The organism is Streptosporangium sp. NPDC049248 (assembly GCF_040678965.1).
Taxonomy (GTDB): Bacteria; Actinomycetota; Actinomycetes; order Streptosporangiales; family Streptosporangiaceae; genus Streptosporangium; species Streptosporangium fukuiense.
In genome coordinates this window covers 487130-509750 of sequence record NZ_JBFAQY010000002.1, presented here as the reverse complement: position 1 = coordinate 509750, position 22621 = coordinate 487130, and the positions used below count along the sequence as shown (strand labels likewise).

Genomic DNA, 22621 nt, shown 5'->3' with positions numbered 1-22621 from the left:
GTGCCGAACACCGCCTGCCGGGACGGCGCGGCTCGCGGGGGCGTGACCCGATGGCGGCGGTGTCCGCGGGGCCGTGCCGGTGTGTCCTTTCCGTTCGGGGTGCCGCACCGGTGGTGGTGGATCGGATCTTTTAGGGACGGGTTAGAAGCATGTTACGGCTGCCCGGAATTTTAAATCAACCATTGACTCCCTGTTTGTCACTGCTTACTGTTCCTTCCACGTCGTTCGGTTCATCTGAACGCCGTATCGCTGACCGGAACGATGAGGGACTCGATGGGTGCCCACGGTCATATTCACGCCACCGAGAGAGAAAGGGCGACGATGCCGGATCCGGGACCGCTGTTCTCGCCCGTCAGCCTGGGGCCGGTGGCACTGCGCAACCGGGTGTTCGTGCCCGGCCACACCACCAATTTCGGCCTGGACAACCGCCCGACCGCCCGGCACACCGCCTACCACCTGGAACGTGCCAGAGGCGGGGTGGGGCTGATCATCACCGAGGCGGTGCGGGTCCACCCCACCAGCGCCGGCAGGCACATCAGCCTCGGCAGCTTCGACGACTCCTCCATCCCGGCCTACGCCGAGGTCGCGGAGGCCGTGCACGCCGAGGGAGCGCGGATCTTCGCCCAGATCATGCACGCGGGGCGGCAGGCCTCCGGTGAGGCGACCCGCACCGCGGCCTGGTCGGCGGCCGACGTGCCGTGGGCCGCCGGGGCGCACGTCCCGCACGCGATGGGACACGGTGACATCGCCACGGTCGTCGGCGCCTTCGGCGCGGCCGCCCGCCGCATGGCGCAGGCCGGGTACGACGGGGTGGAGGTCCACCTCGGCCATGGCCACCTGCTCCAGCAGTTCCTCTCGCCGGTCACCAACACCAGGACCGACGGCTACGGCGGCGACCTCGACGGGCGTCTCAGGCTCACCCGCGAGGTGCTCGCCTCGGTGACCCGGCAGGCGCCGGACCTGCCGGTGGGCCTGCGGATCAGCGCCGACGAGTTCCTGCCCGGCGGTCTGACGCCGCAGGACATGCTGGAGGTCGTCGGGCTGCTGCGCGATGAGTTCCCGCTCGTCTACGTGCACGTCAGCCACTCGGCCTACCACGGCAGCTACTCGCTGGCGACGCAGATGGCCGACATGAGCTTCGGCCACGCGCCGTTCCGGCACCACGCCGCACTGTTCAAGCGGAGCTTCCCCGGCCTGGCCGTGCTCGCGGTGTGCCGGCTCGACAGCCTTCCCGAGGCCGTCGAGCTGGTCACCTCCGGTGAGGCCGACCTGGTGGGGCTGGCGCGGCCGCACATCGCCGACCCCCACCTGGTCCGCAAGGCGATGGAGGGCCGCTCGCACGAGTCCCGCTCGTGCCTGGCCTGCAACCAGGGCTGCATCGGGCGGCTGGAGAGCAGCCTGCCGATCTCCTGCGTGGTCAACCCCGAGGTCGGCGCCGAGCGGGAGTGGCGGCGGACGTGGGCGGAGCCGCCGCTCGCCGGTACCCGTCCCCGCCGGGTCCTCGTCGTCGGCGGCGGTCCCGCGGGCATGGAGGCGGCGCTGTCGGCCCGGCGCGCCGGTCACGACGTGACGCTCGCCGAGGCCGGTCCCGAGCTGGGCGGCCAGGTGGCGATCGCCGCCCGGGTACCCGGCAGGGAGCGCCTCGCGCTGCTCACCGCGGAACTCAGCCGGGACGTCGCCGCCGAGCGGATCACGATCCTGCTGGGGCACCGCGTCGAGGCGGCGGACCTCCTCGTGGGAGGCCGCCACGAGGGCGTCGACGACGTCATCGTGGCGACGGGCTCGCGACCCCGGCGGCGGGAGCTGCCGGGCGGGCCCCCGGTGTTCGACCTGTGGCAGGCGGTCGCCTCCCTGGAGGACCCGGCCTCACCGCTGCGCGGCACCGTCGCCATCCGCGACGACGAGGGGGCCTGGCCCGCCGCGTCGATCGCCGAGCACCTGGCCGGGCTGGGAGCGAAGGTGCACCTGCTCTCCCCGACCGCCTCGCTCGCCGCCCGCATCACCACGTACTCCAGGCTCGCGCTCACCCACCGCTTCGGCGAGCTGGGGGTCAAGGTCCACCCGCTGCGCGTCCCGCAGGGCGTCGAGGGCGGCCTGCTCACCCTCCGCGACACCCTGTGCGGCGACGTGGAGACCATGTCGGGCGTGACCGCGATCGTCGACGCGGGCACCCCCACCGCCGTGGACGAGCTCTACCGCGAACTCGACGCCCTGCCCGAGGCCCCCCGCGTGCACGTCGTCGGCGACGCCAACGCGCCGCGGACCGCGCTGGAGGCGGTCTACGAGGGACGGCTCGCCGGCACCTTCCTGACCGATGCCGTCAGCGGCGCGACCGCGCTGGCCCGTGCGCGCTGAACCACGCCCCGACCACACCGCCACCGTTCCCCGTCGACCCCGACGCGGCGCCGTAGAAGGGCACCGCTCGCCCCCTAGAAGGAGAACCATGATCGATATCGAGGATCGCCTGACCTTCGACGAACGCTCCACCGTGGACTACATCCTGGCGATGCGCAAGAGGTGGGCCGACACGCTCTACCCCGCCCTCGCCGAGGAGTACCGCGCCGACGGCGCTCCCGCGCAGACCGTGGAGGAGGCCGGCGAGCGGTTCCGCAACCTGAACCTCTACTCGTGGTTCAGCCACCTTGAGCGGGTGCAGCAGAAGATGCTGTGGAAGACCGCCGGCGACGCCGTCATCAGCCGCCGTGACGACCTGATCGACCAGCTGGGCGAGGTGCGGGCGCCGAAGGGCAAGCTCGTCCTGAACTCCGAGGTGGAGCTGCCGGACTGGTACACCGACTTCGACATCCACATCCAGCCCGGCGGATTCTTCTCCGACGACCTGTCCGCGTACGTCTACGAGTTCGGCGCGCGGATCGTCATGCTGCGCGACAACGACGGCTACAAGTTCCACCAGTTGTTCACCCAGACCGCGCTGCCCGACCTGCCGGACGCGGCCCGCGTGGTCGACATCGGCTGCGGCTTCGGCAAGAGCACCCGCCCGCTCGCGAACCGCTACCCGAAGGCCGAGGTCATCGGCATCGACTTCGCCGCTCCCGGCCTGCGCCTGGCGCACGCCGAGGCCGAGGCCGAGGGCGTCGCGATCACCTACCTCCAGGGCGACGGCAGGACGACCGGCCTGCCGGACGGCTCCTGCGACGTGGTCACCGGCACGATGGTGCTGCACGAGATGCCGGCCCAGGCCGTGAAGGAGACCATCCAGGAGGCCGCCCGCCTGCTGCGGCCCGGTGGGGCGCTCCGCTTCCTGGAGTTCCAGCCGACCGGTGATCCGTTCAGGGACGCGACGATCTTCGAGCACGCCGAGCGCAACAACGAGCCCTTCTTCCATGACCTGTTCGCCTCCGACCTCCTGGAGTTCTGCCGCGAGGCCGGTCTGACCGACGCGTCCTGGTCCCCCTTCGACGAGCGCAACGAGGGCGTGCGTCCCGAGGGCTGGGGCGACCGGCGCGAATGGCACTTCCCGTGGGCGGCTCTCGCCGCGAACAAGCCGGAGAACTGATGAGCGACGAATTCGACTACTTCCGCGACCGCCACCTTGGCAAGCTGCTCGACCTGGTCCTGCAGCTCAGCACCGACCTGCACGTCGCCAACCAACGGGTGCACGGTCTGGAGGCGCTGCTGGTCCGCCACGGCGTCCTCGCCGAGGGGGAGCTTGACTCCCTGGTGCCGGACGAGGCGGAACGCCGGACCCTGGAGCGCCAGCGCGACGCGATGATGAACCGCCTGATCAGGATCATCGCGGAGAGCGGCCCCGCCGAGCACCCGCTGCGCGACCAGTGGGAAGCCGCCCTGGCGGCCAAGGCCGGCTGATGGCCGCCGGCACGGCGGCCAAGCTCGTCGACCACTACCTGCAACTGTGCGAGGACCGCGACCTCGAAGAGGCCGCCAGGCTCCTGGCACCGGGGGTGCGGCTCGTCTTCCCGGGGGACCTGGTCTTCACCTCACTGCCGGAGATGGCCGCCGGCGCCGGCGGCCGCTACCTGTGGGTGCGCAAGAACCGCGAACGGTACTTCGAGGGTGAAGGTGACGACGACACCGCCGTCGTCACCTCCCTGGGCACCCTGTACGGCGAGGACCTGGCCGGGACCCCCTTCTCGGACATCCGCTACGTGGACGTGTTCGTCATCCGTGACGGTCTCATCGCCGAGCAGCACGTCTACAACGACCTCAGCGAGGCCGGGTTCCCCCTCCCCGGCCTGACACCCCCCACCCCATCGGTTTGACAGAGGTGCCGTACGTGAAGAAATCCCTGCGACTGGGCGTTGGCGCCCTCACCGTCGCGACACTGACCATGCTGGCCGGCTGCGGTGGAGGCGACACCGCCGCCCCCGAGGGCACCGACGGTGCCCAGACCGCCCGAGGAAAGATCACCTTCGCCATCGCCTCGGCGGTCATCGGCCCCAAGGAGGAGGTCGCCGCCTACGCGGTGGCCAAGGACCAGGGCTTCTTCGACGAGCAGAACCTGGACGTCGAGACCATCAACGCCGACGGGTCCGTGGCCGCCATCCAGGCGGTCGCGTCCGGCAGCGCCGACATCACCGCCGCCGACGCGGGCTCGATCCTCGCCGCGGCGGAGAAGGGCGTGCCGGTCAAGGCGATCGGCGGCCTGGTGCAGAACTGGCCGTGGGTCATGGCGGTCAAGCCGGGCAGCGGCATCAAGAGCGGCGCCGACCTCAAGGGCAAGAAGATCGGCGTCATCAGCCTGGCGTCGGGCTCCAGCCCGTACGCGCGGGGCTATGTCCGCGAGGCCGGGCTGGACCCGGAGAAGGACGTCGAGCTGCTGCCCGTCGGTGTGGGCGCGCAGGCCGCCGGCGCGATCAGCAGTGGTCAGGTGGACGCGCTCGCGCTCTACACCCAGGCGTACGCCGCGATCGAGAACTCCGGCGTCACCTACGAATACCTCCCCAACCCGGACATGTTCCAGGGGATCCGCTCCATCACCTTCGCCGTGCGCAAGGACGCCTTCGACGAGAAGAAGGACCTGCTGACCCGCTTCCTGCGCGCCGGCTACCAGGGCATGCTCTTCTCCGCGGTCAACAACGAGGCCGCCACCCGCATCGGCTACACGGTCTTCCCGCAGATCCTGGCGGGCAAGTCCGCCGAGGACCGGATCGCCGACGACACCAAGGTCATGGCGGCGTGGCTGAAGAGCGCGACCCCCACCACCGGTGAGCCGGAGACCTTCGCCGACTGGGGCGCGATCAGCGACCAGGAGTGGACGAAGACCGCCGCCTATACCAAGGGCGCCGGGCAGATCACCAAGGACCCGGTGATCGCCGACGTCTGGGACGCGAGCCTGCTGCCCGCGGCCAACGAGTTCGACTCGGCCGCGGTGGTCTCCAAGGCCAAGGCCTACAGCCCGAAGTAACCCCGGCCGTACGCCCGAGGTGACCCGGAGCCGCACACGCCGAAGTGCGCGGCCCCGGGTGACCCGGGGCCGCACCGCCAGAAGTGGATCAGGGCCGGAGCGACCGGCGACCACGACCGACCAGCACCCGAGCATCGAAGAGGAGGGCCGATGGCCATCAGGACCCCCGGCCGCCGCCAGGCCACCGCCGCATCGGCACCGGTGGACGAAGACGCATGGATCGAGGTGGCCGGCCTGCAGAAGCTGTACCGGCCCCGCAGGTCGGAGCCCACCCACGCGCTTTCCGACATCGGCTTCACCGTCAGGCGGGGGGAGTTCATCTCCATCGTGGGACCCTCCGGATGCGGGAAGACCACCCTGCTGAAGATCCTTGCCGGACTGATCCCCAAGAGCGAGGGCGTCGTCCGCGTCGCGGGACGGGACGTGGCCAAGCCGCTTCCCGAGGTGGGCATGGTCTTCCAGGCCGCGACCCTGCTGCCCTGGCGCACCATCCTGGAGAACGTGATGGTCCCCGTCGAGGTGCAGAAGCTCGACGCGGCCGTCTACCGCGAGCAGGCCAGGAACCTGCTGAACATGGTCGGCCTGGACGGCTTCGGCGACAAGTACCCGCATGAGCTCAGCGGCGGCATGCAGCAGCGCGCCGGGATCTGCAGGGCTCTGGTGCACGACCCGTCCGTACTGCTCATGGACGAGCCCTTCGGTGCCCTGGACGCCATGACCAGGGAGTACATGAACGTCGAGCTGCTGCGTATCTGGAAGGAGAGCGGCAAGACCGTCGTCCTGGTCACCCACTCCATCCCCGAGGCGGTGTTCCTGTCCGACCGGGTCATCGTGCTCAGCTCCCGCCCCGGGCAGATCGCCGAGATCGTCCCGATCGAGCTGGAGCGTCCGCGCGATCTCAGCGTGATGTCCTCCGATCGCGCCGGGGTCTACGTGGCACGAATCCGCCAGCACTTCAACGCCGCCGGCGTCATCGACTGACGAGGTACACCACCATGACAACGACCAAGGCCACTGACAGCCGCCCCGCCCGTCCACCGGGCCCGGCACCGAAGAAGAGCCGCCTGAGCGGGTTCGATCTCCGCGAGCGCCCCGAGCTCATCATGGTCCCCGGGGTCTTCGTGATCGCGGTGCTCGCCTGGGAGTTCCTCGTCCAGCCCCTCGGCATCGACGAATACGTGCTGCCCCGGCCCTCGCAGATCGTCGCCTCGCTGACCACCCAGCTCGCCGACGGCCTTTTCTGGTCGCACCTGCTGGTCACGCTCCAGGAGTCCCTGCTCGGCTTCGTGATCGGCGTCGGCGCGGCGATGCTGCTGGGCACGCTGATCTCCCAGGTGCGGCTCGCCGAGCGCACGCTCATGCCGTACATCGTCGCCTTCCAGACGGTGCCGAAGGTCGCCCTGGCGCCGCTGTTCGTCGTCTGGTTCGGCTTCGGCATGACCAGCAAGGTCGTCATGGCGGCGGTCATCTCCTTCTTCCCGATGCTGGTCAACGTCATCGAGGGGCTGCGCTCGGCCGACGCCGACCGGATCCAGATGCTGACCGTGTTCGGCGCGGGCAGGTTCCAGGTCTTCCGCATGGTCCGGCTGCCGAGCGCGCTGCCCTTCATCTTCGCCGGGCTCGACATCGGGATCGTCTTCGCCATCCTCGGCGCGGTCGTCGGTGAGTTCATCGGCGCCAAGGAGGGCCTGGGCTACCTGCTCCTGCAGACCAACTACAACTTCGACATCTCCGGCATGTTCGCGGTCCTGGTGGTGCTCTCCGTGCTCGGCCTCATCGCGCACTCACTGATCCGTTTCGCCCAGCGGCGCTTCGCCTTCTGGGCCGAGGACAGCCGGGTGATCGGCGCATGAGCGATCCGAACCGCTTCGACGGCAGGGTGGCGCTGGTCACCGGCGCGGGCCGGGGCATCGGCGCGGAGATCGCCGCCACGCTCGCGGCCCGCGGCGCCCGGGTGGCCCAGGCCGACGTGACCTCCGGTGACGACTGGCAGGCGCCGCTGCCCGAGAGCGACGGGCACACCCGCCACCACGTCGACGTCCGCTCGGCGGACTCCTGCCGCGCGCTGGTCGCCGAGGTGCTCGCCGCGCACGGCCGCCTCGACCACCTGGTCAACAACGCGGGCATCGTACGGCGGGGGCCGGCGGCCACGATGAGCGAGGGTGACTTCACAGAAGTCCTCGACGTCAACCTCACCGGCACCTTCCGGATGTCCCAGGCCGCCTACCCGGCGCTGCGCGACACGGCCAAAACGGTCGGCGAGAGCGCCGCGAGCGTGGTGAACATCGGCTCGACCAACGGCCACATCGCGGTCCTGGACACCCTCGGCTACTGCGTCAGCAAGGCCGGGGTCATGCACATGGCCAGGGTGCTCGCCCTGGAGTGGGCCCCCGACGGTATCCGGGTCAACGCCGTCGGGCCCACGATCGTGCCCACCGACATGACGGCCGACGTTCGCGCCAACGAGGCGTACATGAAAGACAAGATGGCCACCATCCCCCTGGGCCGTATGGCAGGGGCCGGCGACGTCGCCAACGCGGTCGCCTTCCTGCTCAGCCCCGCCGCCGCCATGACCACCGGTCAGACGATCTACGTCGACGGCGGAGTCACCACCCAATGACGCGTGAGGAGTGCTCCATGCCCAAGCCCGATGTCGCCGCCGCACTGGCCGCCGTCGACGCACACCTCGACACCTTCGTCGAGGAACTGCAGCAGCTCTGCCGGATCCGCAGCCGCCGCCAGGAACCCGACCAGATGGTGGCCACCGCCGACTTCCTCGCCGCCTCGATCGGCCGCTGGGGCGGCAGCGCCGAGGTCATCCCCTGGGAACACTCCCACCCGTACGTGCTGGGCGAGATCGGCGGCGGCGAGCCCGCCCTGCTGCACTTCAACCACTACGACGTCGAAGTGGAGCCGACCGGAGACGAGGACCGGTGGATCAGCCCGCCGTACGCGGCGGAGATCCACGACGGGCGGCTGTACGCGCGAGGCGTCGCCGACGACAAGGGCGCCCTCATGTCGCGCGTCCACGCCGCGGCCGTGTGGCGGCTGTCCGGCCAGGAGGCGCCGGTCACCAGCCGTTACATCATGGAGGGCAAGCAGTGGCTGCACAGTCCCGGCCTCGGCTCGTTCGTCCGCGCGCACGCCGACCGGCTGGCGAGCGACGGCACCCTGTGGGAGAACTCCTGGATCGACGCCCAGGGCAGGCCGCTGCTCAAGCTCAGCGAGAAGGGTGTGCTCTACCTCAGGCTGACCGCCACCACGCTGACGCGTGAGCTGACCAGCCAGAACACCGCACTGCTCCCGTCGGCGACCACCCGCCTGGCCGCCGCGCTGGCGAGCCTGCAGCGTCCCGACGGCACCGTCACCGTGGCGGGCTTCGCCGACGACGCGCGGGTGCCCACCGACGAGGAGCGGGAGCTGCTGGGCCGGCTGCACTTCGACGGCGACTTCCTGCGAGCCAGGGCCGGAGTCGACTCCTTCATCGGCGGCCTCGACGACGCCCAGGCCGCGGTCGAGATCCGCACCCGCCCGACCCTGACGGTCGCCGGCATCGTCGGAGGCGACAACCGCGACGACATCACCCTCGGCATCCCGGCCACCGCCGCCGCCAAGGTGGAGATCCGCCTGGTCGCCGGGCAGGACCCCGATCGGGTGCTGCGGGCCGTCGGCAAGCACCTGGCCGACAACGGCTTCGGCGACGTCACGATCGAGGTCATGGCCACCAGCAGTCCGAGCGCCACCGACCACCGCGACCCGTTCGTGTCGCTGGTCGCCGACGCGGCCCGCCGTGCCTACGGCGCCGAGCCCGTCATCGAGCCGTACACGCAGTGGATCGGCAACCAGGGCGTCATGGGTGGGCGCCCGATCGTCGGCATCGGCGTCTCGCGCGCCGACTCCGGGGTCGACGGCCCCAACGAGAACATCCTTGTGGAGGACTACCGCATGGGTATCAAGCACGTCGTCGAGGTCATGGCCGCGATGGCGGTGAACCGGTGAGCGCCACCCACCTGCGCGGTGCCTCCGAGCGCGGTTACCTCGACCTGCCCTGGGGGCAGGTCCACTACCGGCGCGCGGGCGACCCCTCGGCGGTCCCGCTGCTCATCCTGCACCAGTCGCCGCTGTCGTCGGCGACCTACGAGCCCGCCCTCGCCGCCCTCGCCGCGCACGGCCTGTACGTCGTCGCGGTCGACACCCCCGGTTTCGGGATGTCGGACGCGCCCGGCGAGCAGTGGTCCATACCGGACTACGCGGCGGCGACGTGGCGGATCGCCGACGCGCTCGGCCTGGGGAAGGTGCACCTGCTCGGGCAGCACACCGGCGCCGTGGTCGCCGCCGAGGCGGCGCTCACCGCCCGCGACCGGGTGAACGGCCTGATCTTCCAGGGGCTGCCGCTGTACGACGACGCCGAGCGCGCGGAGAAGAAGGCCGGCTACGCGCCGGGCTACCGGGTCGCCCACGACGGCGGCCACCTGAAGACGATCTGGGACCGGGTCTACTGGCTCTACCCGCGGATCTCGGCGGAGTCGGCCAGCCGCCAGGTCGCCGAGTATCTCAGCGTGGGCCCCGACTACGCGGTCGCCTATCGGGCGGTCTTCGACCACCGTCTGGACACCGCCGCGCTCGCCGGCATCCCCATGCTGCTGCTGCACGGCGGCGACGACGTGGTGGCCAGGATGAACGACGTCGTCCAGGCGGCGCTGCCGGGCGTGCCGCTGGTCACCATCCCCGGCGGCACCGACTTCGTCGCCGAGGAGCAGCCGGAGATCTTCGCCAAGGCGGTGGCCGAGCACGTGCTGGCGCACCGGGCCGCCCGGCCGGAGGCGACGTTCAAGCCGATCTACACCGCGACCGTCGAGGTCCAGGGCGGTCGCGCGGGTAGTGCCCGCTCGCTCACCGGCTCACTGGACCTCGCCCTCACCAGGCCCGCCGACCGCACGTCCGGCGACACCGGCACCGACCCCGAGGAGCTCTTCGCCGCGGGATACGGGGCCTGCTTCGCCGGCGCCCTGGGGGTCGTGGCCCGGCGCGAGCGGATCGGTCTCGACCCGGTGAGCATCACCACGTCGGTGACCCTCGGCTCGGTGCCCGGTGGGAAGTACGCGATCACCGCCGCGCTCGGCATCTCCGCGCCGCACGTTCCGCAGGCGGACCTGGAGCGGATCGTCGGCATCGCCGACGGCCTGTGCCCCTACTCCAACGCGATCCGAGGTAACGCCGACGTCACGATTGAGGTCCTCGGTGGTTCTCCGGACAGCGCTGTCCTATGACATTCACATGATCTCTCCCCCTACCGCGTCGCCTGCCGCGCGCGCCCTGACCAACGAGGAAAGCATGACCGTCGATGACATCGGAGAGGAGCAGGAGCCGGAACCGGAGCGTTCCCGCTCCGGTATCGCGCGGGTTCTCGCCGTGATCGATGTCATCGGCAGGTCGCCTCAGGCCCAGGGCGTCTCCGTGATCGCGCGGCAGACCGGCCTGCCCAAGGCCGTGACACACCGCATACTGCGGGAGTTGGTGGCCGGCCAGTTCCTGAGCTTCGACGCGGACACGAAGCTCTACCGCCTCGGCCCCGGGGCGTTGAGCATCGGCCTGGCCGCGATGCGCGAACTCGACGTGCCCGCCGTCGCGCACCGGCACCTGGTGGCGCTGGCCGAGCGGGCGGGCGAGACGGCGACGCTCTCGCTCCGTCAGGGCTGGTCGCGGGTCTACGTCGACCAGGTCCTCTCCGACCAGGAGATCCGGATGTCGGTGGCGCTGGGCACCAGCCATCCCCTGCACGCGGGGTCCTCCTCCAAGGCGATCCTCGCGGCGCTGCCCGACGCGGAGGTGGACGACTACGTGGCCCACCACCGCCTCGACAGCGTCACCGACGCCACGATCACCTCGACGACCGCGCTGAGCGAGGAGATCGACCGGATCCGCACCCTCGGCTACGCGGTCAGCTTCGGCGAGCGGCAGTCGGGGGCGACGAGTGTGGCGGCGGCCTTCCGCGGCGCGACCGGGCAGGTCGTCGGATCGGTGTCACTGTGCGGGGCGCAGGACATGTTCGTCCGCGGCCACAGAGAGCTGCTGGGGGAGTGGGTGGCCGCCGCGGCCGCCGACATCTCGGCCGACCTCGGCTTCCGCGCAACAGGCCGGAACAGGGGGGAGACCGGGTGACACCCGTCCGGAAGAACATCGACGAAACCTTTTCCGACCTGGGGGTAAGCATGCACGACGGACCACTGGAGGGCCTGCGGGTCGTCGACGCCTCGACGATTCTGGCCGGACCGCTGTGCGCTCAGATCCTCGGCGACTTCGGTGCCGACGTGGTGAAGATCGAGCATCCGACGGCGGGCGACGGCATGCGCGGCCACGGCGAGTCCAAGGACGGTGTCTCGCTGTGGTGGAAGGAGATCTCCAGAAACAAGCAGACGATCGGGCTCAGCCTGTCCGCGCCCGAGGGGGCCGCGCTCTTCCTGCGGCTGATGGAACGCACCGACGTGCTCATCGAGAACTTCCGGCCGGGCACCCTGGAGCGCTGGGGGCTGGGCCCCGACAGGCTGCACGAGGTCAACCCCGGGCTGGTCGTCGTCAGGATCACCGGCTTCGGGCAGACGGGACCGTACGCGGGGCGGGCCGGGTTCGGCACGCTCGCCGAGGCGATGAGCGGCTTCGCCCACCTGACCGGCGAGGCCGAGGGACCGCCCACGCTGCCCGCCTTCGGGCTGGCCGACAGCATCTGCGGCATCGCGGCCTCGTCGGCGACGATGATGGCGCTGTGGGAGCGCGAGCGTGACCCGGAGAAGCGCGGTCAGGTCGTCGACATGAGCCTGCTGGAGCCCATCATGACGGCCGTCGGCCCCTCGCCGACCGTCTACCAGCAGCTCGGGACCATCGCGCACCGGCACGGCAACCGTTCCACCAACAACGCGCCGCGCAACACCTACCTCACCTCCGACAGCCACTGGGTGGCGGTCTCGACCAGTGCCCAGACGATCGCCGAGCGGGTGATGCGCCTGGTCGGGCACCCCGAGGTGATCGACGAGCCCTGGTTCGCCACCGGCGCGGGCCGGGTCCGGCACGTGGAGCTGCTGGACAGGCTGCTCGGCGACTGGGTCGCCGAGCGCACCCGGGAGGAGGTCGTCGCGGAGTTCACCGCGGCGGGCGCCGCGGTCGCCCCGGTCTACGACGCCCGGGACCTCGTGGAGGATCCCCACGTCCGCGAGACCGGGATGCTCACCTCCGTCGACGACGCCGACCTCGGCTCCGTGCTGATGCACAACGTGATGTGGCGGATGTCGCGGACACCGGGCCGGATCCGGTTCACCGGCCGCGACCTGGGAGCCGACACGGACCATGTGCTCGTCGAGGAACTGGGCTGCGACCCCGCGACCCTGAGCGACCTACGAGAACGAAAGATCATCGCCTGATCCGCGACGGCGCGGTGACGCGCCGATCGGGGGACAGACGGACATCGGGAGAGACGAGACGACGTGAGCACATCCACCACCCTGGCCACCCCACCGGGAGAGACGGTACGCGACCCCCTGCTGGAGGCGGTACGCGGCGGCGTGACCGTGTACGACCTGGGCCGCCCGTTCTACGCGGGCATGCCGCAGTCGCCCAACCACCCCGCGTACACCCACACGCTCCCGCGCCGCCACGGAGACAAGGTGCGCCCCGACGGTGGGTCGGCGGCCAACGACATGCTCGTCATGGGCACCCACGTGGGCACGCACATCGACGCGCTGGCCCATGTGTCCCAGGACGGCCTGCTGCACGGCGGCGCGGACGCGGCGGCGGCCTGTGTCGGGGGTCGCTACCCCGAGCACGGCATCCACACGGTCGCGCCGATGGTGTGCAGGGGCGTGCTGCTCGACCTGCCCGCCGCGCTGGGAGTGGCCTCCTGCGAGCCGGGCTACGAGATCACCCCGGCCGACCTCGACCGGGCCGTACGGGAGCAGGGCACCGAGGTCGAGGCCGGTGACGTCGTGCTGATCCGCAGCGGGTGGGGCGGTCGCTTCTCCGATCCCGACCGCACGGTCTACATCGGTTCCGAGTCCGGCGTCCCAGGGGTGGGGGAGGCGGGGGCGTACTGGCTGGCCGAGCGCGGGGTGCGCGCCGCCGGGGCCGACACCATCGCCTTCGAGTGCCTGGCCCCGGGCCAGGGGCACAGCGTGCTGCCCGCGCATCGGGTGTTGCTGGTGGAGTCCGGCGTCTACATCATCGAGACGATGAACCTGGAGGAGGCGGCCCTGCACGGCGTGCACGAGTTCACCTTCGTGCTGTCGCCGCTGGCGCTCTTCGGCGCCACCGGCTCGCCGGTGCGGCCGCTGGCGATCGTCGGCCGGAGCGCCGAGGCCGCCGGGGAGGCGGATCGCCGTGGCTGAGCCGACGCTCGGCCGTCAACTGGCCGACTTCGCCGTCGACACCTCCTACTCGACGCTGCCCGCCGACGTCGTCGACAGCGTCCGCAAGCGGGTGCTCGACGTGATCGGGCTGTGCGTGGCCGCGCACCGGCTGCCGACCAGCACCGCCATCGTGGAGTACGTCCGCGACCAGGGCGGGCGCCCCCAGGCCCACGTGGTGGGCGGCGGCTCCGCGGTACCCGCACCGCTGGCCGCCCTCGCCAACGGGGTGCTCGCCCACTCCCTCGACTACGACGACACCCACCTGCCCTCGGTACTGCACCCCAGCGCCTCGGTGGTCCCGGCCGCGCTGGCCGCCGCAGAACTGGCCGGGGCGTCCGGCCGCGAGACGATCCACGCCATCGCGGTCGGCCTGGAGGTGTGCGTACGGGTCGGTATGGCGGGCTACGACCGCGAGGCCGGCAACTCGACGTTCTTCGAGCACGGCCAGCACGCCACGTCCATCTGCGGGGCCCTGGGCGGCGCCGTCGCCGCGGCCGTGCTGTTCGGCCTGCCGCGCGAGGGCGTGCTCGACGCGCTCGGCGTCGCCGCCTCCACCGCCTCGGGCATCATCGAGGCCAACCGCACCGGCGGCACCGTCAAGCGGCTGCACTGCGGCTGGGCGGCGCAGTCGGCGGTGACCTCGGCCGAGCTGGTCAGGCGTGGCTTCACCGGGCCGCCGACCGTGCTTGAGGGCAGGTTCGGCTTCTTCCAGGCGTTCCTGCACGGGCGCTACGAGGCGTCGGAGATCACCTCCGGCCTCGGCACCGACTGGGCGGCCCCCGGGATCTTCTTCAAGCCCTACCCCGCCAACCACTTCGTGCACACCGCCGTGGACGCCGCGATCGGGCTGCGCGAGCAGGGGCTCGACCCCTCTCGGGTGGAGAGCCTGACGCTGGGCGTCCCCGCGCCCGTCATCCGGACGATCGGCGAGCCCATCGACGGCAAGCGCACTCCCGAGACCGGCTACCAGGCGCAGTTCAGCGGTCCGTACGCGGTCGCGGCCGGGCTGCTGGGCGGCGGCGGCCTCGGTGTGGGGCTCGCGGACTTCACCGACGAGCTGGCCCGAGACCCGCTCCGCAGGGACCTCATGGCCAAGGTCGAGGTGGTGGCGGACGAGCGCGCCACCGAGATCTTCCCCCACCAGTTCCCCGCGGTGCTGCGCGCCCGCGACGCCGACGGCCGGGAGTGGAGCCAGGAGGTGCTCACCAACAGGGGCGGCCCCCAGCGGCCGCTCTCGGCGGGCGAGCTGGCGGCGAAGTTCCGCGACAACGCCGAAGGGCGGCTGTCGGCCGCCGCCATGGACGCCGTGACCGACCGGGTGGCACGGCTCGACGAGTTGGACGACATCGGAGACCTGCTCCGCCTGGTGGCGGAGCCGCAGCACGCGACAGGAGACGGCCGTGACTGAGTATGACCTGCTGGTGAAGAACGTCCGCGTGGTCTCGCACGACCGCGACGAGCCCGTCGAGGCGGACATCGCCATCAAGGACGGGCGGATCGCCAGGGTGGAGCCCGGCCTGGACGCCTCGGCGGCCCGCGAGGTCGTCGACGGCGCCGGCAAGCTCGCCTTCCCCGGCGTGGTGGACGCCCACCAGCACTGGGGCATCTACAACCCGCTGGGCGAGGACGCCGTCTCGGAGAGCAGGGCGAGCGCCCAGGGCGGTGTCACCACCGCGCTGACCTACATGCGGACCGGCCAGTACTACCTCAACAAGGGCGGCGAGTACGCCGACTTCTTCCCCGAGGTGCTCGACGCCGCCGCCGACCGCGCCTACGTCGACTACGGCTTCCACCTCGCGCCGATGTCGCGCGGTCACATCGGGGAGATCCCCGACCTGATCGAGCGCTTCGGCGTCACCTCGTTCAAGGTCTTCATGTTCTACGGCAGCCACGGCCTGCACGGCCGCTCCGCCGACCAGAACTCCTTCCTGATGATCCCGCCAGGGGAGCGCTACGACTACGCGCACTTCGAGTTCGTGATGCGCGGCGTGCAGGCGGCCAGGGAGCGCTTCCCCGATCTCGCCGACGAGATCTCGCTGTCGCTGCACTGCGAGACCGCCGAGATCATGAGCGCGTACACCAAGATGGTGGAGGACGCCGGAGACCTGAGCGGCCTGGCCGCCTACCACGCCTCCCGGCCGCCGCACTCCGAGGGGCTGGCGGTCTCCATCGCCTCCTACCTGGCCCACGAGACCGGCCTGCCCACCATCAACCTGCTGCACCTGTCGTCCAGGAAGGCGGTGGACGCCGCGGTCCGGATGGCCGGCGCGTTCCCCCACATCGACTTCCGGCGCGAGGTGACCGTCGGCCACCTGCTGGCCGACATCACCACCGCGCACGGCCTCGGCGGCAAGGTCAACCCGCCGCTGCGGCCCCGCGAGGACGTCGAGGCGCTGTGGGAGTACGTGCTGGACGGCACCGTCGACTGGGTGGTCAGCGACCACGCCTGCTGCCGGGACGAGACGAAGTTCGGCGAGCCGCGTGACGACATCTTCGTCGCCAAGTCCGGCTTCGGCGGAGCCGAGTACCTGCTTTCAGGGATGATCACCGAGGGCCGTCGCCGCGGCCTGTCCTACGGGCGGATCGCGGCGCTCACCTCGCGGAACCCGGCGACCCGTTACGGCCTGCGCACCAAGGGCGCCATCGCGGTCGGCCTGGACGCCGACCTGTGCCTTGTCGACCCGGACCGGACCTGGACCGTCCGGGCCGCGGACTCGGAGTCGACCCAGGAGTACACCCCGTTCGAGGGCTTCGAGCTGACCGCCCGGGTCACCGACACCTTCGTCCGCGGCAACCGGGTCCTCGACGGCGGCAAGATCGTCGGTGACCCGGTGGGCCGCTACATCCACCGCCCCACCGGCATCGCCTGACCGGTTCCTGCACGCCGGGCCCCGCTCGAAGAGCGGGGCCCGGTCGCGTTCGTTCGTGGCCACGCCGCTTCGAACGCCCGGTGACCTCTCACAACCGGGAATGCGTCGAAAACGGCAGTGGTCCCGCGAGGCCGGCGAGGAGTTCCGGGAGTGCGGGTTCCGGACGGCACGACGGCGGTGAGGCGTTCGCGCCGGGCGTCCTCGCGGGAGGCCGGCGGTCAGGTCCTCAGAGCGCTCTCGTCATGAACGCGCTGTTCGGGTCGGGTGCGTAGTCCGCGAACGGGTCGCAGTACTCGAACCCGAACTTCTCATACAGCTTCCGAGCGGGCAGGAAGAACTCGGTCGCCCCGGTCTCGAGGCTCAGCCTGGTGAATCCCATGCGCCTGGCCTCGGTGACGATGTGCTCCAGGAGGAGGGAGGCGATTCCGCTCCGCTTGCGCGTCGGCCTGGTACGCATCGACTTGATCTCCGCGTGGCCCGCGTCCAGCCTCTTGATCGCGCCGCAGCCGACCAGGCTGTCACCGTCCATGACCGACCAGAACGTGATCTCGGGCCTGCGCAGGCTCTCCAGGTCGAGGGCGTGCTTGCTCTCCAGCGGAGTGATGGACCGCATCTCCTGGACGTGCTCGTCGAGGAATCCGGCGATCTCCGGACCGGAGAGGTCATCAACTACGATCTTCAATTCCGCGCCCATCCTCTCGTGGGAACAATCGATCTTCCCACCGAACACCGTGAAACCAGAAGGCGGGTGCCGCGGAGAACCGCAGCCGTCCTGAGGGCACGACCCACTCGCGCCGCTGGGCGGCGAGACCTCCTCGATCGCGCCGCGCGGCCCCTTGCCGCCCCGGTCGGGTGAGGGGTGAACGCAACCTGAGCTCCACGGGAAGTCCATCCCAAGTTATTGCAAGTTAGTTGCAAGTGATAGAAGTTCTCTTGTGACAAAACTTCTCCAGAAGTCCGCCACGTTGTGCGTCGTCCTCGCCCTGGCCGGTGCGGCCTGCTCCGCTCCCCAGGGGCCGGCCGACCCGCCGGATGACACGTTCGTCATCGGTCTGAGCTCGGAATTCGACAATTTGAGCCCGGTGCTCGGGTTCTCCCCTGACGGGGGCTCGTTGATCTTCGACGGGTTGATGAGCCGGGCACCCGACCTGACGATCAAGCCCGCGCTCGCCGCTGAGCCGCCCACCGTCTCCGAGGACGGGACGACCGTCACCTTCACCTTGAAAGAGGGGCTGAAGTTCCACGACGGCAAGCCGCTGACCAGCAAGGACGTGGAGTACACCTACGAGGCGCTGCTCGATCCCGGCAACAACTCCACGATCAGGAGCGACTATTCGGCGATCAAGGACGTGGCGGCTCCCGACGCGCGGACCGTGGTGTTCGGCCTCCGCTACCCCTATGCGCCGTTCGTGCAGCGCACCACGCTCGGCATCGTGCCGGCGGGCACGATGGAGAAGACCAGGCCGGTCGGCAGCGGCCCCTACCGGTTCGTCTCCTGGACGCCCGGAGACAAGATCGTGCTGGAGGCGAACAAGGAGTACTGGGGTGCCGCTCCGGCGATCTCCAGGCTGGTGCTCGCCTTCGCACCCGACGACAACGTGCGCGCGACCCGGGTCCGGGCGGGCGAGTTCGACGCCACCGTGCTGCCGCCGAAGGCCGCCGCCGGGCTGCGCGGCAGGCAGGACATGACCGTGTACGACGTGCCGAGCGCCGACTATCGCGCGATCGTGTTCCCGATGACCCGGCCGGTGACCGGCGACCTGGCCGTACGCAGGGCGTTCGGCCTGGCCCTCGACCGGCAGGCGATGGTCGACACGATCCTGGCCGGCGCGGGCGTCCCCGCCTACGGGCCGATCTCGCCCGACACCGGATGGCACAACCCCGAGGTGACCGGCGGCACCGACCCCGAAGCCGCCGGCAGGCTGCTCGACGAGGCGGGCTGGACCATGGGCAGGGACGGCATCAGGGAGAAGGACGGCAAGGACGCCGAGTTCACCCTGATGTATCCGGCGGGCGACTCGCTGCGCAAGGAACTCGCGCTGGCCGCCGCCTCCGACGCCAAGAGGATCGGCCTGCGGGTCGAGCCGATCGGCCTGGACTGGGACGCGATCGAGGCGCGACTGGACAGGGACGCGGCGGTCATGGGGTTCGGCAGCCCGTACGACCCCGACTACGTCAACTACGAGCTGTTCCACTCCGACTTCAAGGGCCAGGGCTTCTTCAACCCGGGCCGCTACGACAACCCCGAGGCCGACAGGCTGCTGGAGCAGGGCAGGGCCGCGGGCGAGCAGGCGGAACGCGAGCGGATCTACGCCGACTTCCAGAAGGTCGTCAGGGACGACGAGGTCTATTCGTACCTGGTCTTCCTCAAGCACGTGTACGTGATCCGCGGCAGGTACGAAGGGATCGTGCCGGGCGTGGACGGCCACGAGCACGCCACCGGCGGCCTGTTCGCCGGCATCCACACCTGGAAGCCGGTCGCGTGAGAGCGATACTCAGGATGGTCGCCTGGCGGACGGCCTTCGCGGTGCCGCTGCTGGTGGCCGTCACGATCGGCATGTTCGCGCTGGCCCAGGCGTCCCCCTTCGACCCGGTCAGGCAGTACCTCGGCGAACGCGCGCTGGTCACCTCTCCGGAGGTGATCGAGTCGATCAGGCGGAACTGGGGCCTGGACCGGCCGTTCCTCGAGCAGTACGCCACCTGGTTCGGCAATCTGGTCAGCGGCGAGCTGGGCGAGTCGCGCTCCTTCCACCGGCCGGTCAGCGAGATCATCGGGGAGCGGCTGGGCTGGACCCTGCTGGCCACCGGCTCGGCGCTGGTGCTGATGTTCGCCGGCAGCCTGGTGGCCGGCACCCTCGCCGCCTGGCGGCGTGGCTCCTGGATGGACCGGGTGATCACCGGCGGCGCGTTCGCCAACGAGGCCGCCCCGGTGTTCTGGCTGGGGCTGCTGGCCATCTGGGTCTTCGCGGTCCAGCTGGACTGGCTGCCGGCGGGGGGCCTGACCGACGCGGCGTCGACCACGACCAGCCCCGCTGACGTGGCCGCGCACCTGGTCCTGCCGGTCACGGTGCTGGCGATCTCCCAGTCCTCGTGGCTGGTGCTCTACGTGCGGGAGTCGGTCATCGGGGTGCTGCGGGAGGACTTCGTGATCGGCGCGCGTGCCCGTGGCCTGCGTGAGCGAACCGTGATCCTGCGGCATGCGCTGAGGTCGGCGCTGCTGCCCTTTCTCACCCTGCTCGGGACCCGGATGCCGGAGCTGGTCACCGGCGCGATCCTGGTCGAAACGATCTTCTCTTGGCCCGGCGTCGCCGCGGCCTCGGTACAGTCGGCGCTGGCCATGGACTTCCCGCTGCTGGCGGCGCTCACGCTGCTGGGTACGGCGGCGGTACTGGTCGGCAATCTGCTCGCCGACATCGCCTACACCGTGGCCGATCCGCGGGTGCGCACGCTGGGGGTGGGCTGAATGCCGGTGAGATTCGCGATCGGCACCCTGGTGCTGCTGGCGCTCGCCGTACTCCTGGTGCCGCCCGTCGTGCAACTCGACCAGAGCCTGGTGGACCTGCGCGCGGCCGGGCAGCCCCCCTCGCTCTCGCACCCCCTCGGCACCGACGAGGTCGGGCGGGACGTGCTGATCCGGTCGATCTACGGCCTGCGGGTCTCCTTCCTCGTGGGCCTGGTGGCCGCGCTGGTCAGCATGGTGATCGGCGGACTCGTGGGCCTGGCGGCGGGCACTCTGGGAGGACTGCCCGACCGTCTTCTCATGCGGGTGGTGGACGGCTTCAACGCCCTGCCGCACCTGCTGTTCGGCATCTTCATCGTCGCGCTGTTCGCGCCGAGCGCCGCCGCCGTGGTGGTCTCCGTGGGTGTGACGCACTGGACCACGGCGGCGCGGATCGTGCGCTCCGAGGTGCTCTCGCTGCGCTCGCGCCCGTTCGTGGAGGCGGCGATCTCCGGAGGCTCGACCAGGACGCGGGTGGTCCGCCGCCATCTCCTGCCGCACCTTCTCCCTCACCTGATGCTGGCGACGGTGCTGATGATGCCCCACGCGATCTGGCACGAGACCGCGCTGAGCTTCCTCGGCCTGGGACTCCCACCGCACCTGGCCTCACTCGGCAACATGATCAACGATGGGCAGCGCTCGCTGCTCACCGGCGACTGGTGGTCGAGCCTGATGCCCGGCCTGTTCATCCTGGCGCCCACGCTGGCGGTGTCGGTGCTGGCCCAGCACTGGCGCGACCGCCACAACCCCCGCTGGAGATCGGAGCTGGAACTGTGACCGGCAGGAGACGGCTACGGGTGCAGGGGCTGAGCGTCAGCTTCCGCATCCCGGGCGCGCGGGTGCAGGCGGTCAGCGAGGCGACCTTCGAGGTGCGACCCGGTAGCTGCCTGGCCCTGGTGGGCGAGTCCGGATGCGGCAAGTCGGTGCTCGCGCACGCGCTGCTCGGCCTGCTGCCGGACAACGCGACCGTCTCCGGCCAGGCATGGCTGGAGTGCGGCGAGAAGCCGGTGGAACTGCTCGGCGCCTCGCAGACCGTACTGGCCAGACGGGTGCGCGGGCGCGAGATCGGGCTCATCCCGCAGAGCCCGGCCACCCACCTCACGCCCGTGCGCACGGCACGGGCGCAACTCCAGGAGGCCGTACGCGAACTCGGCTCGCGTGCCACGGCCGATGACCTGGCGGCGCGGTACGGCCTGCGCCCGCGGGAGCTGGACCGCTACCCGCACGAGCTGTCGGGCGGCATGGCCCAGCGCGTGGCGAACGCGATCGCGCTGGCAGGCGACCCGTGGCTGGTGCTGGCCGACGAGCCGACCAGCGGGCTGGACCGGCCGCTGGTGGACCGGGCGATGGGAACGCTGCGCGAGCTGTGCGACGAGGGACGTGCCGTACTGCTGATCACGCACGACCTGCGCGCCGCCGAACGGGTCGCCGACGACCTCGCGGTGATGTACGCCAGCCGCCTGGTCGAGGTGGGGCCGGTGGCCGAGGTGCTCGGGCGCCCCCGTCATCCGTACACGGCGGGGCTGGTGGCGGCCCAGCCGGATCGGGCGTTCGTCCCCATCCCCGGCCTGCCGCCCGAGCTGACCCGGCTGCCCGAAGGGTGTGCGTTCCGGTCGCGCTGCGGCCACGAGACCGGGCGGTGCGCCGTGCCGCCGCCGATGGACGGCGGCGTGGCCTGCCATCACGCCCTGGAGGACAGGCATGCTTGAGGCGTCCGGAATCACCGTCAGGTACGGCGGGCACACCGCGCTGGACGAGACGTCCCTGACGATCACGCCGGGTAAGGTGACCGGCCTGGCCGGGCCGAGCGGCTGCGGGAAGTCGACGCTGGCCAGGGTCATGGCGCTGATGCTGCGTCCGGTGTCGGGCACGCTCACCGTGGACGGCGCGGTCGTGACGCGCTGGCGGCAGCGCGCGGCCCGCGACCTGCGCACCCGGGTGGCCCTGATCTACCAGCAACCCAGGCTCTCGGTGGATCCGCGCCTCAAACTCGCCGAGGTGATCGGCGAGCCGCTGGCCGCGAACGGCCGGCCGGACGAAGGGCGCGTCACCGAACTGGCCCGGGAGACAGGGCTGACCGGCGAACTGCTCACCCGGTGGCCGCACGAGGTCTCCGACGGGCAGTTGCAGCGGGCCTGCGTGGCCAGGGCACTGACCCTGGAACCCCGCTACCTGCTCTGCGACGAGATGACCACCATGCTGGACGCCTCCACGCAGGCGCACCTGGTCGGGGTGGTGAACGCCTACCGGGAGCGTACCGGGGCGGGAGTGCTGGCGATCAGTCACGACCCGGTCCTGCTGGATCGCTGGGCCGACGAGGTCGTCGGTCTCGCCGGACCCGGAGAGCCGTCTCCGTGACGAACACGATCTTGTACGTGGATCGCACCGGCATCCCGGCATCGCAGGAGCGAAACGGGGTGGGAACGGCCCCGTGACCCCCGGCTGTCCGGCCGCCTCGCCGGTGCCGATA

The 22621-nt window shown here is 71.0% G+C and carries 21 protein-coding genes; 20 read left to right on the top strand and 1 reads right to left on the bottom strand.

What is annotated here, in order from left to right:
* Positions 1-321: 321 nt before the first annotated feature.
* The 15 genes from AB0K21_RS06090 (at position 322) to AB0K21_RS06020 (ending at position 16652) form a co-directional block, all read left to right on the top strand.
* A complete protein-coding gene (locus AB0K21_RS06090; RefSeq protein WP_364148214.1) occupies positions 322-2355 on the top strand; it encodes an FAD-dependent oxidoreductase in 2034 nt (677 codons plus the stop codon).
* Positions 2356-2443: 88 nt separating this feature from the next.
* Positions 2444-3517: a class I SAM-dependent methyltransferase gene (locus AB0K21_RS06085; RefSeq protein WP_343963321.1), complete on the top strand. Its 1074-nt coding sequence runs from the start codon at positions 2444-2446 to the stop codon at positions 3515-3517.
* Positions 3517-3828, top strand: coding sequence for a hypothetical protein (locus AB0K21_RS06080; protein ID WP_343963322.1), 312 nt, complete (start codon positions 3517-3519; stop codon positions 3826-3828). The genes AB0K21_RS06085 and AB0K21_RS06080 overlap by 1 nt, the downstream gene beginning before the upstream one ends.
* The gene (locus AB0K21_RS06075; protein WP_343963323.1) at positions 3828-4241 is read left to right on the top strand and encodes a nuclear transport factor 2 family protein; all 414 of its coding nucleotides are present in this window, start codon (positions 3828-3830) and stop codon (positions 4239-4241) included. The genes AB0K21_RS06080 and AB0K21_RS06075 overlap by 1 nt, the downstream gene beginning before the upstream one ends.
* Before the next feature lie 14 nt (positions 4242-4255).
* The gene (locus tag AB0K21_RS06070) at positions 4256-5386 is read left to right on the top strand and encodes an ABC transporter substrate-binding protein (RefSeq protein WP_343963324.1); all 1131 of its coding nucleotides are present in this window, start codon (positions 4256-4258) and stop codon (positions 5384-5386) included.
* A gap of 150 nt (positions 5387-5536) precedes the next feature.
* Complete coding sequence (locus AB0K21_RS06065) at positions 5537-6367, top strand: ABC transporter ATP-binding protein (protein ID WP_364148209.1); 831 nt, start codon at positions 5537-5539, stop codon at positions 6365-6367.
* A gap of 14 nt (positions 6368-6381) precedes the next feature.
* Complete coding sequence (locus AB0K21_RS06060; protein ID WP_343963326.1) at positions 6382-7239, top strand: ABC transporter permease; 858 nt, start codon at positions 6382-6384, stop codon at positions 7237-7239.
* Positions 7236-8006: an SDR family oxidoreductase gene (locus AB0K21_RS06055; RefSeq protein WP_364148206.1), complete on the top strand. Its 771-nt coding sequence runs from the start codon at positions 7236-7238 to the stop codon at positions 8004-8006. Before AB0K21_RS06060 ends, AB0K21_RS06055 begins: the two co-directional genes overlap by 4 nt.
* Positions 8007-8023: 17 nt before the next feature.
* Positions 8024-9385, top strand: a complete 1362-nt coding sequence (locus AB0K21_RS06050) for a M20/M25/M40 family metallo-hydrolase (RefSeq protein ID WP_343963329.1) — start codon at positions 8024-8026, stop codon at positions 9383-9385.
* The gene (locus AB0K21_RS06045) at positions 9382-10656 is read left to right on the top strand and encodes an Ohr family peroxiredoxin (protein WP_343963330.1); all 1275 of its coding nucleotides are present in this window, start codon (positions 9382-9384) and stop codon (positions 10654-10656) included. Before AB0K21_RS06050 ends, AB0K21_RS06045 begins: the two co-directional genes overlap by 4 nt.
* 64 nt (positions 10657-10720) lie before the next feature.
* Positions 10721-11548 carry an IclR family transcriptional regulator gene (locus AB0K21_RS06040; RefSeq protein ID WP_343963331.1) on the top strand — a complete coding sequence of 276 codons (828 nt, stop codon included), beginning with the start codon at positions 10721-10723 and terminating at the stop codon, positions 11546-11548.
* A 50-nt stretch (positions 11549-11598) separates the two neighbouring features.
* Positions 11599-12801, top strand: coding sequence for a CoA transferase (locus AB0K21_RS06035; RefSeq protein WP_364148201.1), 1203 nt, complete (start codon positions 11599-11601; stop codon positions 12799-12801).
* A 63-nt stretch (positions 12802-12864) separates the two neighbouring features.
* A complete protein-coding gene (locus AB0K21_RS06030; RefSeq protein ID WP_343963333.1) occupies positions 12865-13761 on the top strand; it encodes a cyclase family protein in 897 nt (298 codons plus the stop codon).
* A complete protein-coding gene (locus AB0K21_RS06025; RefSeq protein ID WP_343963335.1) occupies positions 13754-15190 on the top strand; it encodes an MmgE/PrpD family protein in 1437 nt (478 codons plus the stop codon). The genes AB0K21_RS06030 and AB0K21_RS06025 overlap by 8 nt, the downstream gene beginning before the upstream one ends.
* A complete protein-coding gene (locus AB0K21_RS06020) occupies positions 15183-16652 on the top strand; it encodes a dihydroorotase family protein (protein WP_364148197.1) in 1470 nt (489 codons plus the stop codon). Before AB0K21_RS06025 ends, AB0K21_RS06020 begins: the two co-directional genes overlap by 8 nt.
* A 226-nt stretch (positions 16653-16878) precedes the next feature.
* On the opposite strand, the gene AB0K21_RS06015 is transcribed toward AB0K21_RS06020, so the two are convergent.
* Positions 16879-17334 carry a GNAT family N-acetyltransferase gene (locus AB0K21_RS06015; protein ID WP_343963337.1) on the bottom strand — a complete coding sequence of 152 codons (456 nt, stop codon included), beginning with the start codon at positions 17332-17334 and terminating at the stop codon, positions 16879-16881.
* A gap of 253 nt (positions 17335-17587) precedes the next feature.
* Between AB0K21_RS06015 and AB0K21_RS06010 the strand changes: the two genes are divergently transcribed.
* From AB0K21_RS06010 to AB0K21_RS05990, 5 genes are read left to right on the top strand one after another with little or no spacing between them, the layout of a single operon-like run.
* Positions 17588-19138, top strand: a complete 1551-nt coding sequence (locus tag AB0K21_RS06010; RefSeq protein WP_364148194.1) for an ABC transporter substrate-binding protein — start codon at positions 17588-17590, stop codon at positions 19136-19138.
* Positions 19135-20115: an ABC transporter permease gene (locus AB0K21_RS06005; protein ID WP_343963339.1), complete on the top strand. Its 981-nt coding sequence runs from the start codon at positions 19135-19137 to the stop codon at positions 20113-20115. Before AB0K21_RS06010 ends, AB0K21_RS06005 begins: the two co-directional genes overlap by 4 nt.
* A complete protein-coding gene (locus tag AB0K21_RS06000) occupies positions 20116-20928 on the top strand; it encodes an ABC transporter permease (protein WP_343963340.1) in 813 nt (270 codons plus the stop codon).
* Positions 20925-21860, top strand: coding sequence for an ABC transporter ATP-binding protein (locus AB0K21_RS05995; protein WP_343963341.1), 936 nt, complete (start codon positions 20925-20927; stop codon positions 21858-21860). Before AB0K21_RS06000 ends, AB0K21_RS05995 begins: the two co-directional genes overlap by 4 nt.
* Positions 21853-22509: an ATP-binding cassette domain-containing protein gene (locus AB0K21_RS05990; RefSeq protein ID WP_343963342.1), complete on the top strand. Its 657-nt coding sequence runs from the start codon at positions 21853-21855 to the stop codon at positions 22507-22509. The genes AB0K21_RS05995 and AB0K21_RS05990 overlap by 8 nt, the downstream gene beginning before the upstream one ends.
* The last annotated feature ends 112 nt before the right edge of the window (positions 22510-22621 follow it).